The following is a 15,892-nucleotide window of genomic DNA, read 5'->3' as shown; positions in this document are numbered from 1 at the left end:
GCCGAAAGATGCTACGGTTTGTGGAGTGTTCTGCCCATCTGCCTTGATTATCGGCTGATTTTTCGGTACATTAAATGTTCACACTAAGGTTCAATTTTACAATTAGATGGAATCCCCGTTTCTGCGCATCACCGGTGCCCGCGAGCACAATCTGCAAAACATCTCGCTGGACTTGCCACGTAACAGATTGATTGTAATCACTGGCATTTCTGGCTCGGGGAAGTCCTCCCTTGCCTTCGATACGTTGTATGCCGAGGGTCAGAGACGTTATGTCGAATCACTTTCGGCCTATGCCCGTCAGTTTCTTGGACTTATGGAGAAACCTGACGTAGACTCCATTGAAGGACTGTCGCCTGCGATTTCAATTCAGCAAAAGGCAGGAATTCGCAACCCGCGGTCAACCGTCGCAACGGTCACTGAGATCTACGACTATCTCCGATTACTGTATGCAAGAATCGGCAAACCTCACTGTCCCAATTGCGGCAAACCCATCCAGCGACAAACGGCACAGGAAATCGTTGATGCTCTATTAAGTCTTCCCGAAGGTACGAAGATTCAATTGCTTGCTCCGGTCGTCAGTGGCCGCAAAGGTGAATACCGTGAAATCTTTGAGAACATTCAGCGCGACGGCTTTGTTCGCGTTCGTGTGGACGGTGAAATCCGTTCGCTCGACGAGAAGATAGAACTCAATAAGAAAATTCGCCACACGATTGAAGTCGTTGTTGACCGGCTCGTCATCAAGGACGGACTGCGCACCCGCTTGACAGATTCGGTTGAGACAACACTTCGGCTCTCAAGCGGTTTGCTCATCGCCGCCATCGAAGGCCGCAAGGAGCGTGTATTCAGCGAGAGATTCGCTTGCCCGGACTGCAGTATCTCCATTCAGGAAGTCGAGCCGCGACTCTTCAGTTTCAACTCTCCTTTCGGCGCCTGTGAGCGCTGCACGGGATTAGGCTTCAAAATGGAGATTGACCCGGAGCGAGTCGTGCCAAACGATGAACTCTCCATCGAAGACGGTGCGATAGCCAGTTTGTCAGGCGGTGTGGACGGCTGGATGGGGAACATGCTCGATGCCGTCGCGCGGAAGTTCAAGATTGGTCTCACGACACCATGGAAGAAGCTCAAGCCCGAACAAAAACAGGTTATTCTCTACGGATCTGGGAAAAAGGAGCTTGCCTTCGTTTGGGAAGGTCAGAAATCCCGCTTTGAGACTACCGGCAAATGGGAGGGAGTCATTCCAAATCTCATGCGCCGCTACTCGCAAACAACCTCGACTCAAGTGCGCGAATGGATTGAGGACTTCATGGGCAATATCCCTTGCCCCGACTGTGGAGGTGCGAGGTTGAAGCCCGAAGCGTTAAGCGTCCTCGTGAACAGTCAGAACATCAATCAGGTCTGCGACCTTTCCATCGGCCACGCACATGACTTCTTCAGTACCCTGAAGTTAAATGAACGCGATTCACTCATAGCGAGACAGATTCTCAAAGAAGTGCGCGAGCGGCTTACCTTCCTGCTGGATGTGGGGCTGGATTACTTGACACTTAATCGTGCTGCGGGCAGTCTCTCAGGCGGCGAGGCACAGCGCATCAGACTTGCGACTCAGATCGGGTCCCAGTTGACCGGCGTCATGTACATCCTTGATGAACCGTCTATCGGCCTGCATCAGCGCGATAATGACCGGCTCATTGCAACTCTCAAAAGACTGCGCGACATCGGTAACACCGTAATCGTTGTTGAACATGACCGCGACACCATCGATGCCGCCGACCATGTTGTAGATCTCGGTCCCGGCGCAGGCCGCCATGGAGGACAAGTCGTCGCGGAAGGAACTCCTTTCGAAATTGCGAAAGTCGAGAAATCGCTCACCGGACGATTCTTGAGCGGACTGGATAAAATTGATGTCCCCTCCGAGCGTCGACCTGGCCTCGGCAAAAACCTCGGGATTCGCCGGGCACGCGGCAACAATCTTCGCGACGTGTCCATTGATATTCCCCTCGGCACGTTCACGGTCGTGACCGGAGTTTCGGGTTCGGGGAAGTCCACTCTGATAAACGAGACGTTGTACCGCGCGCTGGCTCAGAAGTTTTACAGTGCCAAGGAACCGCCGCTTCCGTATGGGCAATTGACGGGACTGCAGCATCTTGACAAGGTGATTGATATAGACCAGTCACCTATTGGCAGAACACCACGCTCAAATCCCGCCACGTACACCGGACTGTTCACACAGATACGAGACCTTTACAGCCAGCTTCCCGAAGCAAAGATGCGCGGTTACAAACCCGGCCGCTTCTCGTTCAACGTCAAGGGTGGCCGCTGTGAAAACTGTCAGGGTGACGGCATCATCAAAATCGAGATGCACTTCCTTCCGGACGTGTATGTCCCTTGCGAAGTCTGTCACGGCAAGCGCTACAATCGCGAAACGATGGAAGTCCGCTGGAAAGGCAAATCGATCGCCGATGTGCTGGAAATGAGTGTCTCGGAAGCCCGCGAGTTTTTTGAATCGCTGCCTCCGATTGCCCGCAAACTTGCAACACTTGAAGAAGTAGGGTTAGGATACATACATTTAGGCCAGCAGGCCACGACACTCTCCGGCGGCGAGGCACAGCGCGTCAAGCTTGCCACCGAACTCTCCCGCGTCGCTACCGGTCGTACAATTTACATCCTCGACGAGCCGACAACAGGATTACACTTTCATGATATCAAACTGCTGCTGAAAGTACTGCACACGCTTGTTGACAGAGGCAACACTGTGCTCGTTATCGAACATAATCTGGACGTCATCAAGACAGCCGATTGGATTATTGACTTGGGTCCTGAAGGCGGCGAACGCGGAGGAGAGATTCTTGCCGCAGGCACACCCGAGGACATCGCCAAACACAAGTTAAGTCATACAGGCCGATATTTGAAGCTTGAACTCGAAGCCCGGCGCAATCAGACACTGCAATCGAACGGCAAGCGCCGCACTGTCGAGGCGAGCGCATGATCAGAGCATTCCTGTTGACTTTCGTTTCGGTTTCCCTGCTCTGCGCCCAGTCTTTTGATGCGCAGCGCGCTCTCGACCTTGCAAATGTCCTTGCAGGCGACGAGTTCGAAGGTCGCCGTTCCGGACACCCCGGTGGAACAAAGGCCGAACAATTCATGGCCGACTATTGCCGTGAACTTGGGCTGTCGCCCATCGGAACGGACGGATTCTTTCAACCGGTTCCGATTCTTGTCACACAGGAACAAGGTTCATCATTGTCGATATCCGGAAGTGAACTCGGCAAGATAACCTTTGTCCACGGACTCGATTACAATTTCGTGACTCACTCAGGTTCGAAGTTTGTCAACACGGAAGCGGTCATCGTTGGGCATGGCATCGTCTCCGACGAAAAGGGACGGAATGATTACGGAGATGTCGACGTCAATGGAAAGATTGTCGTCATTCTGCGTGGAGAACCCAAGAGTGCCTACAGCTTCTCTTCCGAGAATCGCCGAGGCAAGATGCTGCAGTGGGCCAAAGAGAGAGGCGCAGTCGCTGTGATGTGGCACGAGCGGACCATGCCCGTGAATGGAGCTGCAATCTCGGAGAAGAGTTACGACCCTGCTTTCCCGCTTCTTTACATCGGCGACCGCGTGCTTCAGATACTCTTGGAGAATACCGGCTACTCGATAAAGAGCTATCAGGACAAGATTAAGCGCGAGGCGACACCGCTTCCGACCGGAAAGCAGGTTTCCTTAACTGTTAACAACAGGCAGTTGAAGGGTAAGGAAGCGCGGAACGTGTGCGCCATCAAGTACGGAACCGACGCAGTGCTGAAGAATGAGATTATCGTCGTCGGCGCGCATCTTGACCATTGTGGTCTGAACGCGGCGAAAGTTCCTTACAACGGAGCGGATGACAACGCGTCCGGAAGCGCTCTCATTGCCGAGCTGGCGCGGGCTGTTGCGCAAGGTCCGGCGCTCAAGCGGTCGGTGATGTTCATCTGGTTTACGGCGGAAGAGGACGGTTTACTCGGCAGCAATTACTTCGTCGAGAATCCGACGATTCCCTTTGGCAATATTACCGCGATGCTCAACTTCGACATGGTTGGTCAAGGCGACGGCGGAACGACTATCGTTGGACTTGAACTTCTTGGTTCAATTGGCAAAACGTGGGCGGATTCGCTCGCAGAATCCGGCAAGCCGCCTCGTTTGGCAATTTACGACGGGGACGGTGCCAGTGACTACGCGCCGTTTGTCGAATACGGAGCTCCGGGAGTCGCCTTCTTTTCCAAGGGAAGTCATCCGTTCTATCATCACTATTGTGACGATGGAGCTTGGCTGAACCTCGAATCCTTTGCGGACGTCGGGAGACATTCCGAAGCACTGATTCGCAGGCTTGGCAGCGAGCAAACGTCGCTTGCCAGCCGCTCCGATTCACTGCGGATGATGACATATTTCGCAACAACGATTGACGTGGACGGATTCTTCATTGACAGGACCGGAACAGTGAAGCAGTCCTCATCGATTGAGGTGGCCTGGCTTCCCCACAATTCGGCGACACCGATACCTGAACTCATCAGCAGCGCCTCGCACCTGCACGCATATTGTGCTGACAAGAATATCACCAGCAGCGGCCTGAAGGACGCGGTAAATAAGCAGGACGAATTGAAGAGCGCGGTCGTATTGGCTGTTCCGGAAGTCGGTCTGAGCAAGCGGCCGGTTCATGATGTGCTGACATTGACGAAGATGGGTCTGTCACTGGTGAATCTGACACCGGGCGCAGAAGCGGCAAAGCTCGCTATGAGCGACGAGATTTTTCAATTGCTGAAGGACTCCGGGACATACGCTTTGATCCCACTGGATTTCAACACGTCTCCGCGAGTGCAGAAGTGGGGATCACAGGGAATTGTAACGGCTTCCCTGTCACAATTTGCGTCAACTCCGGCTGAGATTCGGGACTCGCTACTGGTCAGTTCCGCGTTACTGCTGATTGATATCACAGGAGAGCCCACAGTCGAGCAGCTCATGACCCTTCATAAGGGACGTCAGCGATATGTGCATTTGAATTTCGGCGAATCCTTTGACGACATGCGCCAGTCTGACCAGAAAGCGGCATTCCGCAAGCTTTATGAGGCGGGCTTCACGCGCGACGACATATTTCATCTTGTGGGGAAGAATCTGCGCAGATTCTTGAACGGGTAACAGCGAAGATATGACTGAACTCTACAATAAGCTCCACCGACTTGATCCGGACTATTACACTGAGGATCGGATCGCACCTCTGCTGGGATCGATAGACCGAATCAAACGCTTAAAACGCGAGCGCAATGCCGTCGTGCTGGCGCACAACTATCAGCGCCCGGAAATCTTCGAAGTTGCGGATTTTCTCGGTGACTCACTTGGGTTGTCGCTGAAAGCCGCCGAGGTCAAAGACGCGGACGTGATTGTGTTTTGCGGTGTGCACTTTATGGCTGAGACAGCAAAAATTGTCAACCCTGAGAAGACCGTGCTGCTGCCAAACCTCGCGGCAGGCTGCTCACTGGCGGACATGGCGACTGGAGAGGATGTAGCGAAACGCGCGGCGGAATTGCGCCGCACCTATCCCGACTTGCAAGTCGTTACGTATGTAAACACCACGGCGGACGTGAAGGCGCAGTCGGACGCGTGCTGCACAAGCTCCAACGCGGTTTCGGTCGTGCGCGCGCTCGAAAGCAAGCACATCTTGTTTGTTCCAGACCAGAATTTGGCTCGTCATGTTGCACTGCACGTGCCGGAGAAGACAATTATCGCGTGGGACGGCTATTGTTACGTGCATCACCAGATTACACCGGAGACAGTCATGACCATGCGCAGGCAGATCCCGGGGATCAAGATACTTGTGCATCCGGAATGCCGCGATGACGTGGTTGCGTTGGCAGATGCCGCGCTGTCAACCTCGGGAATGGTGGAGTACGCACAGGCGAGCGAGGCTACGGACTTTCTTGCAGTAACTGAATGCGGGCTGTCCGATTTACTGCAAATCAGTGTGCCTGACAAGAATTTTTACCGGGCTTGCAAAATTTGCAGATTTATGAAGGCGATTTCTTTGGATGACGTCGAGCAGGCATTGCAGCAGAATCGGTTTCAGATAGAAGTGGACGAACCAGACCGTTCGCGAGCGCGCAGGGCACTCGAGCGGATGTTTGAATTGACGGGCGGGATCCGCGACAACTTGAAGCTACCTGACAGCGTTGCGAACGAATAATCAACTTATTAGAACGGATCATGAGCAGCGAATTTAGAATTGAAAAGGACTCGCTGGGCGAATTGCAGGTCCCGGCGAATGCGTACTACGGCGTGCAAACGGCACGCGCAGTGGCCAACTTCCCGATTTCGGGGTTGCGGCCACACCCTGTATTTGTGAGAGCATACGTGACGATAAAGCGTTCCGCGGCAGTCGTGCATCGCGATTTGCACTTGCTGACAGAGGAGCAGTCGAAGGCGATAATTTCTGCGGCAGACGAGCTTCTGTCGGGCAAACATGCCGACCAGATTGTAGTGGATGTGTATCAGGCCGGCGCGGGCACTTCGACAAACATGAACGTCAATGAAGTGATTGCGAATCGTGCGGCTGAATTACTGGGATTGAAACGCGGTGACTACAGCAAGGTGAATCCGAACGACCACGTCAACATGGCACAGTCCACGAACGACACGTATCCGGCGGCAATGCGTATTGGCTTGTGTCTGAAGTTTCCTGACTTGCTGAAATCTGTAGACATGATAATCTCGGCGCTCGACGCCAAGGCGAAGGAATTTGACGATATTATCAAGAGTGCGCGCACGCACTTGCAGGATGCAGTACCGATTCGACTTGGTCAAGAGTTCGGCGGCTATGCCTCAATTATGAAGCGCTGCCGCGCTCGTTTGGTCGAAGCGGAAGCCGGTCTGCGGCAATTGAATCTGGGCGGTACGGCAGCGGGAACGGGTATGAATGCTCATCCTGAATATCGCGCGCGAGTGGCAAAGGAAATCTCCGCCCGAACCGGCATAGCGTTTCACCCTGCAGAAGACCTGTTTGAGGTGACACAAAGTCTGGGAGACTTTCTGCACTTTTCATCCGCATTGAGGCTGCTCGCTTTAGAGCTCGGAAAAATTGTCTCCGATCTCAGATTGCTAAGCAGCGGGCCCCGGACAGGATTACAGGAGATCTACTTGCCGGCCGTGCAGCCGGGCTCTTCCATCATGCCGGGCAAGGTCAATCCTTCAATGGCGGAAATGATGAATCAGGTGTGCTATCAGGTCGTAGGGTTTGACCAGACCGTTGCCTACTGCGCGCATGCCGGACAGATGGATCTCAATGTCATGATGCCGGTGATGAATTACAATCTTCAGCAAGCATTGCACATATTGAGCACGTCCATTGAAGTGTTCAGTAAACGCTGCGTGGACGGCATCACCGTTGACCGTGAACGCTGCCGGATGTACTTTGAGTCCTCCGTTGGCATGGCCACAATCATGAATCCGTATATCGGTTATGCAAAGGCCGCGGAACTTGCCAAGGAATCGGTGAAGACGGGGAAGTCCATCGTGCAACTGATTCGCGAACACAAACTGTTGACCGAAGAGCAGATGAAGGAGATTCTTGAACCTCGGCGCTTGACGGATCCGGATTTACAGTCGGCCGGAGCAGGCGGCGGATGACACATTGCCGCTGACTGATTACATGATATTGGCCGCCGGCGCACTGCTGGCCTCGACAGTTTCGGGGATTGCGGGCGTCGGCGGCGGCATGGTCTATCTGCCGATCTTGGCTGAGATTGTCGGGATGAAGCTGGCCGTGCCATATCTGTCGCTGCTGCTGCTGGCCGGTAATTTTTCGCGGGCGTGGTTTGCGCGAGCCGGAATCAACTGGCAGGTCTTGCGAGCATTTCTGCTGACGGCAATTCCGGGAGCGGCGCTGGGCGCGCTGGGTTACGCATATCTTCCGGCAATATGGATTGCGCGGATATTAGGCGCGTATCTCGTCATCTACGTGCTGTTGAATTTTCTGCGAGTGCAGTGGCCTAAATCGGCAGATTTGCGGTCCATGTCGTGGATTGGAATCCCGGCCGGAGTTTCGAGCGGCGTAGTAGGCGGCTCGGGGTTGATCATCGCGCCGTATTTCTTGAGATACGGATTGATTAAAGAGAGCTTTCTCGGCACAGAAGCTCTTGCAGCAGCAGGAACTCACGTGGCCAAAATCGCTGTGTGGGGAGGAACGAGCATCCTGACGATGAAAGATGTGTTGCTCTTGCTGCCGCTAATGGCGTTGATGGTTGCAGGTTCGTATTTTGGCAAAGTTCTGGTATCGCGGATGCGCGCACGGGTATTTCGCGGAATTTTGCTGGCAGTGTTGGCGGCAGTTGGCGTGCGCTTTCTATTCTTTTTCAAATGAGACCTATGAAAATTCTCGTCACAATCCTGATCGCTGCCCTTCTTGCATCGGCGGGCACTGCACAGACCATTGGCAATATTCAGACACCACCGGGTTACGAGCGAGTGAGCAAGGTGGCGGGAGATTTCGCCAAGACACTGCGTGACACGAAACTCTATCCGCCGGGCGAGATTTTGGCGGGTGACGGCAAGACATTACTCTGCGACGAGAATGTCATCGGCAAGACGGCTATCCAGCCGTTTGACAATTCACGGGACGTCGGGGTTGACGGCATTGTGCGGCTGTGGGGACAGTATCTGTGGGAACACGGGCGTCGCGGCGATATCGCATTTCCGCTTGACAACGGGCAGGCGGCGCGGTGGAGCGACTGGTACGAGGGACTGCGCCCGCGAAAGAGCGGCGGCAGAATCACATTTATCCAGCAGACGACACCTGACGGAAGTCAGTCCAATTATGAGCGCTATCTGAGTTTTGTCGCCGAAGAGATGGGTGCGATTGCCCTACGACGTGAGACTCAAGCGATAGTGGACGACTCGATTGCGATTGGCGATTTGATTGTCGCGCTGCGCAACGAGAAAGAAAGCTGGGTGGGGATAGTAATGGATCTGTGCCGCAATCAAAAGGGCGAGCGGCTTTTGCTATTAGGTATGTGCGGTACCCCCAGCACAGCGCTCTATTTACCTCGTCCCTTCTCTCCGGTTCAAGGAGTTTCAGAATGGTACACGCTTGACGGAGCGAAGTTTGAGATTGGAGCCGGATCGAAGGCGGAGTTGAGACGGATACGGCTGAATCTGTAATCGCATTCTATTATCATAAAGAGGGCGCGCAACACGCGCCTTTTTTTGTGCCAACTCATTGGATTGTCAAATCAGTGATTGCATCTAATATACGATATATATACACAAGATGTCAATAGTTTGTTCCTCAAAATAATATTTTATTCAAACATTTGTTCAATTTGCAATTAGAGGGTTCTGGCATTGAACTTACGTTGGCGAAGAGGATTTTCGAGAGGCATGATTTGGGGTCGGGAGGCTTGATAAGCGGGAGATGGTGAGGTGCATCCATGGAGGTGCACCAATTGAGAGTAAGCATCGATTCGGACAAACGAAGCGGGCGATGATTACTCATCGCCCGCTTCTCCTTTTTCCAAGTGTCGCTGCATCCACCCTATCGTTTACCCATCATGGTTGAACCTGCTTCTATGAGTTTTATGCGCGGCGGTTGTGAACCTTGCCCGACGACTTCGAGCGTGAAGCCGTGTCCAAGGGGGCAGGTGGTGTTCGAGGTCAAAGGACCGAAGCGAATCGGGTCGCTCCAGCCGCCCTTTGACGCGAACGAGACCGCAACCGAAGGTGCCACTTCCGTACCGGGGCATCCGGTGCGGGACGACATCACTTTGAATGAATCCGTCCCGCTGGGAGCGGTGAACACACGAAACGTCTCCCATTCGACGACATGCGCATCGGTTGAGCTTCCCGGGCCGCTTGTCGTGAACTGCCGCACCTTAACGGGGACTTTGGCCGCCGCAGCAAGATATTGCAGCATGGTTTCGCCGTTGCCGACATCAATGACAATTCGCTGTCCGGGAGTCTGGATATTTCCCAGCACATCCTCCTGACCGGCGTATTTGTTGACCTGCACAAGATTGAAATTAATTTGCACGGGTGCATTATCATCCGCGAACGCGGCAGTGCAGAGGAGCATCAACAAAATCAGCGGCAACATACTTTTCATCCTTCGGCTTGTGTGTTCATACGATGGGCAAGTGATGTGCCCGAAAAAGCGGGGGTGTTGCAGAACGCAAACTGAATAAAATCGAACAGTGTGGTGGAAATGAACCACGCAAAGTGCGAGCCAATTGCAGAATCCAGCGCGCAGAGTGCGAAATTGGTTCAAATCAACCTTCCTTGTCGAGGTTGTGCCCGACATTCGGGTCATCCCCTGATGGCGCTTCCTCATCCTTCGACGGGTCGTCCGCGACGGGTCCGGAACCATTTTTCATGTGCTCGGAGTAGTCGGTAATTCGGTCTTTGCCGAGGAACTGCGCCAGCGCATCGCCTTCAAGGATCTCGACTTTGAGGAGCTCGGCAGTCATGCTTTTCAGAACATCCAGATTCTCCGCGAGAATCCGTTTTGCTTCATCGTAACAATTGTCGATGATTTCGCGAACTTCGTGGTCGATGGCTTCGGCAGTCTTTTCGCCGTAGTAATCGTCCTGTGCCTGAAACGGATTGTCACGACCGCCACCGCGCTTGCGGTAGACGACCTGACCGAGTTTTTCGGACATGCCATAGTCCATGACCATGGCTCGAGCCATTCCGGTGACCTGCTGCAAATCGCTATAGGCACCCGACGAGACTTCGCCGTAAATCAGCTCTTCTGCCGCCCGTCCTCCCAGGGCAACTTTGATTTTGTCCACAATCTCCTGCTTGGTAATCAGGACTTGCTCTTCGGCCGGCAGGTAGAGAGTGTGGCCAAGTGTCGAGGTGCCGCGGGGGATGATGGACACGCGGTGAATGGGGTCGGTATGAGGAAGCTTAGCACCCACCAAGGCATGCCCGCATTCGTGATAGGCGATCTTTTCCTTTGTTTTGGGCGTCATCACGCGGCTGCGCCGCTCGAGTCCGGTCATTTCGCGGTCAACAGCTTCTTCAAGCTCGCGCATGCCGATTTCCTTTTTACCTCGCCGCGCGGCGAGCAGAGCGGCTTCGTTAATGGCATTTGCCAAGTCCGCACCGGCAAAACCGGGAGTACGAGCGGCAATGACGCGCAGATTCACTTCCTTGGCTATCTTCTTGCCTTTGCAATGGACTCTCAGAATCGCTTCACGACCATCGATATTGGGCGGGTCCACGACAACTTGCCGGTCGAACCGTCCGGGACGCATGAGGGCCATGTCAAGGATTTCTGGACGGTTTGTTGCCGCCATGATGATGACGCCTTTCGAGCTTTCAAAGCCGTCCATCTCCACAAGGAGAGCATTCAAGGTTTGCTCACGTTCATCGTGACTAGCCCACGGATTGGCTCCGCGAGCTTTTCCGAGCGCGTCAAGCTCGTCAATGAAGACAATGCAAGGCGCTTTCGTTTGAGCTTGTGCGAACAGGTCGCGCACACGGGCAGCACCGACGCCAACGAACATTTCGACGAAGTCGGAACCAGAGATTGAGAAGAAGGGAACATTTGCTTCACCGGCTACCGCCTTCGCGAGAAGTGTTTTTCCGGTTCCCGGAGGACCGACGAGCATAACGCCTTTTGGTATCTGAGCTCCGAGGGCACGAAACTTGGCCGGGTGTTTCAGAAAGTCCACGACTTCTTTCAATTCTTCAACAGCTTCGTCAATTCCGGCAACATCACTGAAGTTGATTTTGGTCGAACTTTCCACGTAGACTTTCGCGCGGGATTTTCCAAATGACATTAAGCCGCCGGTTCCGCCGCCGCCCATCCTGCGGATGAGAAAGCTCCAGAGCAGAATAATGATACCAAGAGGGAGAATCCAAGCAAAGAAGAAGCCCTTCAACCAATCGGAATCGAAGCGGCCTTCGAATTCGATGCCTTTAGCTTCAAGCTGTTTGACGAGTTCGGAATCTTCGACGCGGACGGTTTCGAAGGGAGTTTGCACTTGAATTCCGGCGGAATCAAGGAGGGCCTCACCGCGGATGTTCTCCTGAGTGATGATGACGTTCTTGATTTTGTCTTCATTCAGGAGTTCCTTGAACCGGGAGTACGTAAGCTTTTCATAGCGCTGACCGCCCATGTAGGCCTGCGCGATGAACAATGCGAGCAACACCGCCACGAGATACCAGAGGGAGAAGTTGAACTTCTTCGTCGCACCGGGCAGCGGTTTCTTCTGAGAGTTATTTTTTTCTTGTGTTTCGCTCAAGGTCAGTAGTCCACCCCGCGTTGGGCAAGAATGCCGCGCTGGAAGGCATGTTTGATTTCTTTCATCTCGGTCACGGTGTCACCGCGTTCGAGTATTTCAGCCGGAGCCCCGCGCCCGGTCAGTATCAATGTGGTGTTCTTTGGCCGGACATCGAGGACTCGATGGAGATCGGCTACAGTCAGGAGATTCAGCATTACGGCGACAAAGATCTCGTCCAACAGGACAAGCTGGTAGTCACCGGATTTCATCTTCTCAATTGCAAATTCAAGGGCTTCCTTCGCAGCCTGTTCGTGGGCTTCGCGCGGCAGATTGTCATCTATAATGCCGACAAAGCCCTTTCCCATGCGATGAAACTCCACTTCGGGCTCAAGCCGCTTGATGGATTTCATTTCCCCATATGTCCAGCTGCCTTTGATGAACTGAACAATGAGAACATGGTGGCCGTAGCCAACAGCTCGCAGGACGGTACCGAGTGCGGCAGTTGTTTTTCCCTTGCCATCGCCGGTATTAATGAGGACGAGTCCTTCCGGTTTCTCGCGCTCAGCAGAAGTTTTTTGAGAATCAGTCAATGTTTTTACCAGAGCACGCCCATCGCAACGATGAGATTGACGGGCGGAAAAGTTTCCTGAAAGCGGTCGGACGGGTCGGGACTCCAGAGCAATCGCGGTTCGAAAAACGTGGTCAAAGCGCCGTCGCTCCACTGTTGTTTCATGCCGACCAAAGCAGAGAGGCCGAACCACGCGGCGTTCGTATGGAACTCGGACTTACGGCTGTTCTGTTCCCGTTTACCGGCTGAACCCCAGCGTGCCGAGGGACCTCCGCCCAAATAGAATTGCGAACGCCCCTCGCTGTCAACATAGTGGTGAAGGTGGGCGGCAAGCTCAATTTCACGAAAATAGGTTTTGTCCGTGCGGGTTGTAAGCAGACCGCCGGAAATCACTTCATCGGTAACTGGGTCAATGACCACCGGTTCGCGCAGTGTTGTGGTCGTGTGCCGGAGCCAGCTGTAGCTTCCGAGAATGGCAATGCGAGTTTGATTGTTCATCGGCAAATCACGGCGAACGCTAATCATGTTGCCGCCGGTTCCGGCTTGTGCATAGCCGTCCCGGTACCAAGTGCCGTCCCAATAAGTGCGGGTGAACCCCCACGAAACACCGTTCGCGGCACTTTGCGCAAACAACGGTGACAGAGCGCAGAGCAGGCTCAGAAAAAGAAATGCGGAACGAGAAGCACGAAGCATGAGGCACCTCCGCAGAGCGGGTTTATTCTTGCCCGGGACCGACCGAATGTAATCAATATGCTTTGGCGAAGACGACGCGCTGCTTGGACGGTTTACCGGTAAGCATGCAGACACCGGATTCCTTTTCACCGTCCATGGGAATCACACGCAGAGTCGCCTTTGTTTCTTCCTGGACACGCTTTTCGTCGGCAGAATCCCCTGCCCAATGGACAAGTGCAAAACCGCCGTCGGCGTCGATAAACTCCTTGAAATCAGAATAGGAGTCGATTTTTCTTGTATTTGCAATCATGCGTACACGGGATTGCTCGAACAGTTCGTGCTGCACTCGGTCAAGCAGCTTGGGAATCTCGGAAGCCGCACCGGAAAGCGGAACAGTAATTTTCTCGCGGTTGTGTCGAAGTGTGACGACGCAATTGCCGGCAGCCAAATCACGCGGGCCGAGTTCAACACGAACCGGATATCCGAAAAGTTCTGCTTCAGCGAACTTGAAGCCGGGCGTAACATTGTCGCGGTCATCCACACGCGAGCCGATGCTATGGTCGGAAAGCTCCTTGCGAATGCGATTGACTGCATCCAAAACTGAGGCGCGCTCGTCATCCTTGCGAGCAATTGGAATAAATATCACCGGCCATTGCGCGAGTCGCGGCGGTATGATTACGCCGTCGTCATCGGAGTGCGACATAATGATAGCACCGATTAGCCGCGTCGAGACACCCCATGACGTAGCCCAGACATAGTCGAGCGTGTTGTGGTCTGTCTGGAACTGAACGTCAAACGCTTTGGCGAAATTCTGGCCGAGGAAATGCGACGTGCCTGCTTGCAACGCCTTTTTGTCCTGCATCATTGCCTCAATGCAATACGTATCAACAGCACCGGGGAATTTCTGGCCTTCACTCTTAAGTCCGTACATGACGGGCATCGCCATGTAGTTCTCAGCGAAATCGCGATAGACATTCAGCATCTTGATCGTCTCTTCGACCGCTTCTTCGGCGGTGGCGTGCGCGGTGTGACCCTCTTGCCAGAGGAACTCAGCCGTGCGCAGAAAGAGACGAGTGCGCATTTCCCAACGATAAACATTTGCCCATTGATTAATCAGGATGGGCAAGTCACGGTAGCTCTGCACCCAATTCTTGTACATGGACCAGATAATAGTCTCGGACGTTGGCCGGAGCACATAGTTTTCTTCGAGCTTGCCTTTCGGTTTCAATCGGCCTGTTCCGTCCGGTTCCAGACCTGAGTGTGTCACGACTGCGCATTCCATGGCAAATCCTTCGACGTGCTCAGCCTCTTTTTCGAGAAAGCTTTGCGGGATGAGCATCGGGAAGTATGCGTTGACGTGACCGGTGTCCTTGAACATTTTGTCGAGCTGCCTTTGGATTCCCTCCCAGAGTGCATACCCGTTGGGACGAATAACCATGCAGCCCTTAACAGGCGAGTAATCGGCAAGTTTAGCTTCGCGAACCAAATCGAGATACCACTCGGCGTAGTCTTTTTCCCGAGGGGTGATGTTCTTAGCCATGTATCAGAGAATTAGGATTGGATAACGTTGCAGTTAATTTACTTCGCGACGGCAATCAGGTCGCCAGCAAGTTCAATGGACTCTTCTTCGAGCGGCGCAATGAGCGAATCGCGCTGTGCTGTGGAATAGACGGTGCTGTTGCGCAGGTTTTTCTTCAGTACCATCAACTCTCCCTTGCGGCGGTTGATGACGGCGGATATTTTGTCCCGGTCAATGACATGCAGTGCGCGAAGTGAATCAAGTTGCTTGCGCACGTCGAGGCGTTTGGCGGCCTGGTCACTTAGAAAACTCTGCGTAACAAACGCTGCCGGGTCGGACTTCCTCATTTCCTGCGGCGGAGCGGAAGTCTGAGCCTTTTTAACTTCCTCTTTGCCGCAACCGATCATCAACGCCAGCACGAGCACATGCGGGACAAGTTTAATCATGGTTACTCTTGCGTTGCAGCAATCGTGACGGCGGCGGCAGTAGACACAATTGCTCCGGCAATATAGAAGCCTTTGTGCGCATTTTTCCATCCGGCACGGTAGCCGTTTTTGAAGCCGCTGTTGTACTCTTCCTCGGCCTGTATGGTCGGTTTCGCCGGTCGGCGCGGCTCAACGATCCACGGGAGCCACATGAACGGGATGTTGCCGACGAGACCAAGTCCGAACCAGCCAAGTTTGCCGGATTTCGAATCACCGACCGGAGCCCCTTCGTTCCATCCTTGTTCGTAGAGCGGCATAACACGCGGCGGTGCGTTTTCTGAATTGAATTGTGTGACTTGAGCAAGCATCGTTTCAGTACCATGCTCTTCAGCAAAGGAAAGCGACGCGGCAATCATCAGGGAGATCAAGAAAATAGTTTTCATTTCATTTCTCCGTTCCGTTAGAA

At 53.7% G+C, this 15,892-nt stretch carries 12 protein-coding genes and 1 pseudogene; 6 read left to right on the top strand and 7 right to left on the bottom strand.

Translation table 11 applies throughout. The features are described from left to right. The first annotated feature begins 106 nt into the window (after nt 1-106). The 6 genes from uvrA to HUU59_00125 are packed head-to-tail and all read left to right on the top strand — an operon-like array spanning nt 107 to nt 9,177. Entirely contained in the window at nt 107-2,983 is a 2,877-nt protein-coding gene (gene uvrA, locus HUU59_00150; GenBank protein ID NUO17848.1) for an excinuclease ABC subunit UvrA, read from the top strand. After that, nucleotides 2,980-5,166 (top strand): M28 family peptidase, encoded by a 2,187-nt coding sequence (locus tag HUU59_00145; GenBank protein NUO17847.1) that lies wholly within the window; start codon nt 2,980-2,982, stop codon nt 5,164-5,166. Before uvrA ends, HUU59_00145 begins: the two co-directional genes overlap by 4 nt. Before the next feature lie 10 nt (nt 5,167-5,176). Continuing rightward, a complete protein-coding gene (gene nadA, locus HUU59_00140; protein NUO17846.1) occupies nt 5,177-6,208 on the top strand; it encodes a quinolinate synthase NadA in 1,032 nt (343 codons plus the stop codon). A gap of 20 nt (nt 6,209-6,228) precedes the next feature. Further along, the gene (locus HUU59_00135) at nt 6,229-7,647 is read left to right on the top strand and encodes an aspartate ammonia-lyase (GenBank protein ID NUO17845.1); all 1,419 of its coding nucleotides are present in this window, start codon (nt 6,229-6,231) and stop codon (nt 7,645-7,647) included. A gap of 4 nt (nt 7,648-7,651) precedes the next feature. Beyond that, nucleotides 7,652-8,380, top strand: a complete 729-nt coding sequence (locus tag HUU59_00130) for a sulfite exporter TauE/SafE family protein (GenBank protein NUO17844.1) — start codon at nt 7,652-7,654, stop codon at nt 8,378-8,380. 5 nt (nt 8,381-8,385) lie between these two features. Further along, nucleotides 8,386-9,177, top strand: a complete 792-nt coding sequence (locus tag HUU59_00125; protein NUO17843.1) for a hypothetical protein — start codon at nt 8,386-8,388, stop codon at nt 9,175-9,177. A gap of 373 nt (nt 9,178-9,550) precedes the next feature. On the opposite strand, the gene HUU59_00120 is transcribed toward HUU59_00125, so the two are convergent. From HUU59_00120 to HUU59_00090, 7 genes and pseudogenes are all read right to left on the bottom strand, one after another. After that, nucleotides 9,551-10,117, bottom strand: coding sequence for a hypothetical protein (locus HUU59_00120; GenBank protein NUO17842.1), 567 nt, complete (start codon nt 10,115-10,117; stop codon nt 9,551-9,553). A 163-nt stretch (nt 10,118-10,280) separates the two neighbouring features. Continuing rightward, nucleotides 10,281-12,119 (bottom strand): annotated as a pseudogene (hflB, locus tag HUU59_00115) (ATP-dependent zinc metalloprotease FtsH). Nucleotides 12,120-12,265: 146 nt separating this feature from the next. Beyond that, on the bottom strand, nt 12,266-12,832 hold the full coding sequence (gene cobO / locus HUU59_00110; GenBank protein NUO17841.1) for a cob(I)yrinic acid a,c-diamide adenosyltransferase: 567 nt from the start codon (nt 12,830-12,832) through the stop codon (nt 12,266-12,268). A 5-nt stretch (nt 12,833-12,837) separates the two neighbouring features. Continuing rightward, a complete protein-coding gene (locus HUU59_00105; GenBank protein ID NUO17840.1) occupies nt 12,838-13,503 on the bottom strand; it encodes a hypothetical protein in 666 nt (221 codons plus the stop codon). 52 nt (nt 13,504-13,555) lie between these two features. Next, complete coding sequence (locus HUU59_00100) at nt 13,556-15,022, bottom strand: proline--tRNA ligase (protein NUO17839.1); 1,467 nt, start codon at nt 15,020-15,022, stop codon at nt 13,556-13,558. Between the two features lie 38 nt (nt 15,023-15,060). Next, entirely contained in the window at nt 15,061-15,447 is a 387-nt protein-coding gene (locus tag HUU59_00095) for a hypothetical protein (protein ID NUO17838.1), read from the bottom strand. A 2-nt stretch (nt 15,448-15,449) separates the two neighbouring features. Next, a complete protein-coding gene (locus HUU59_00090) occupies nt 15,450-15,869 on the bottom strand; it encodes a hypothetical protein (GenBank protein ID NUO17837.1) in 420 nt (139 codons plus the stop codon). Between the last annotated feature and the right edge of the window lie 23 nt (nt 15,870-15,892).

It is taken from the genome of bacterium (assembly GCA_013360195.1).
Classification (GTDB): domain Bacteria; phylum Electryoneota; class RPQS01; order RPQS01; family RPQS01; genus JABWCQ01.
Note: the sequence above shows the minus strand (reverse complement) of the source record. Positions and strands in the feature narration are given on the sequence as shown.

What these genes read in the sequence shown, in the direction of transcription:
- nadA (NUO17846.1), top strand. Translation starts at nt 5,177, where the DNA reads ATGACTGAACTCTACAATAAGCTCCACCGACTTGATCCGGACTATTAC.
- HUU59_00120 (NUO17842.1), bottom strand. Translation starts at nt 10,117, where the DNA reads ATGAAAAGTATGTTGCCGCTGATTTTGTTGATGCTCCTCTGCACTGCC.
- HUU59_00100 (NUO17839.1), bottom strand. Translation starts at nt 15,022, where the DNA reads ATGGCTAAGAACATCACCCCTCGGGAAAAAGACTACGCCGAGTGGTAT.
- uvrA (NUO17848.1), top strand. Translation starts at nt 107, where the DNA reads ATGGAATCCCCGTTTCTGCGCATCACCGGTGCCCGCGAGCACAATCTG.
- HUU59_00135 (NUO17845.1), top strand. Translation starts at nt 6,229, where the DNA reads ATGAGCAGCGAATTTAGAATTGAAAAGGACTCGCTGGGCGAATTGCAG.
- HUU59_00125 (NUO17843.1), top strand. Translation starts at nt 8,386, where the DNA reads ATGAAAATTCTCGTCACAATCCTGATCGCTGCCCTTCTTGCATCGGCG.
- HUU59_00090 (NUO17837.1), bottom strand. Translation starts at nt 15,869, where the DNA reads ATGAAAACTATTTTCTTGATCTCCCTGATGATTGCCGCGTCGCTTTCC.
- HUU59_00145 (NUO17847.1), top strand. Translation starts at nt 2,980, where the DNA reads ATGATCAGAGCATTCCTGTTGACTTTCGTTTCGGTTTCCCTGCTCTGC.
- HUU59_00105 (NUO17840.1), bottom strand. Translation starts at nt 13,503, where the DNA reads ATGCTTCGTGCTTCTCGTTCCGCATTTCTTTTTCTGAGCCTGCTCTGC.
- HUU59_00095 (NUO17838.1), bottom strand. Translation starts at nt 15,447, where the DNA reads ATGATTAAACTTGTCCCGCATGTGCTCGTGCTGGCGTTGATGATCGGT.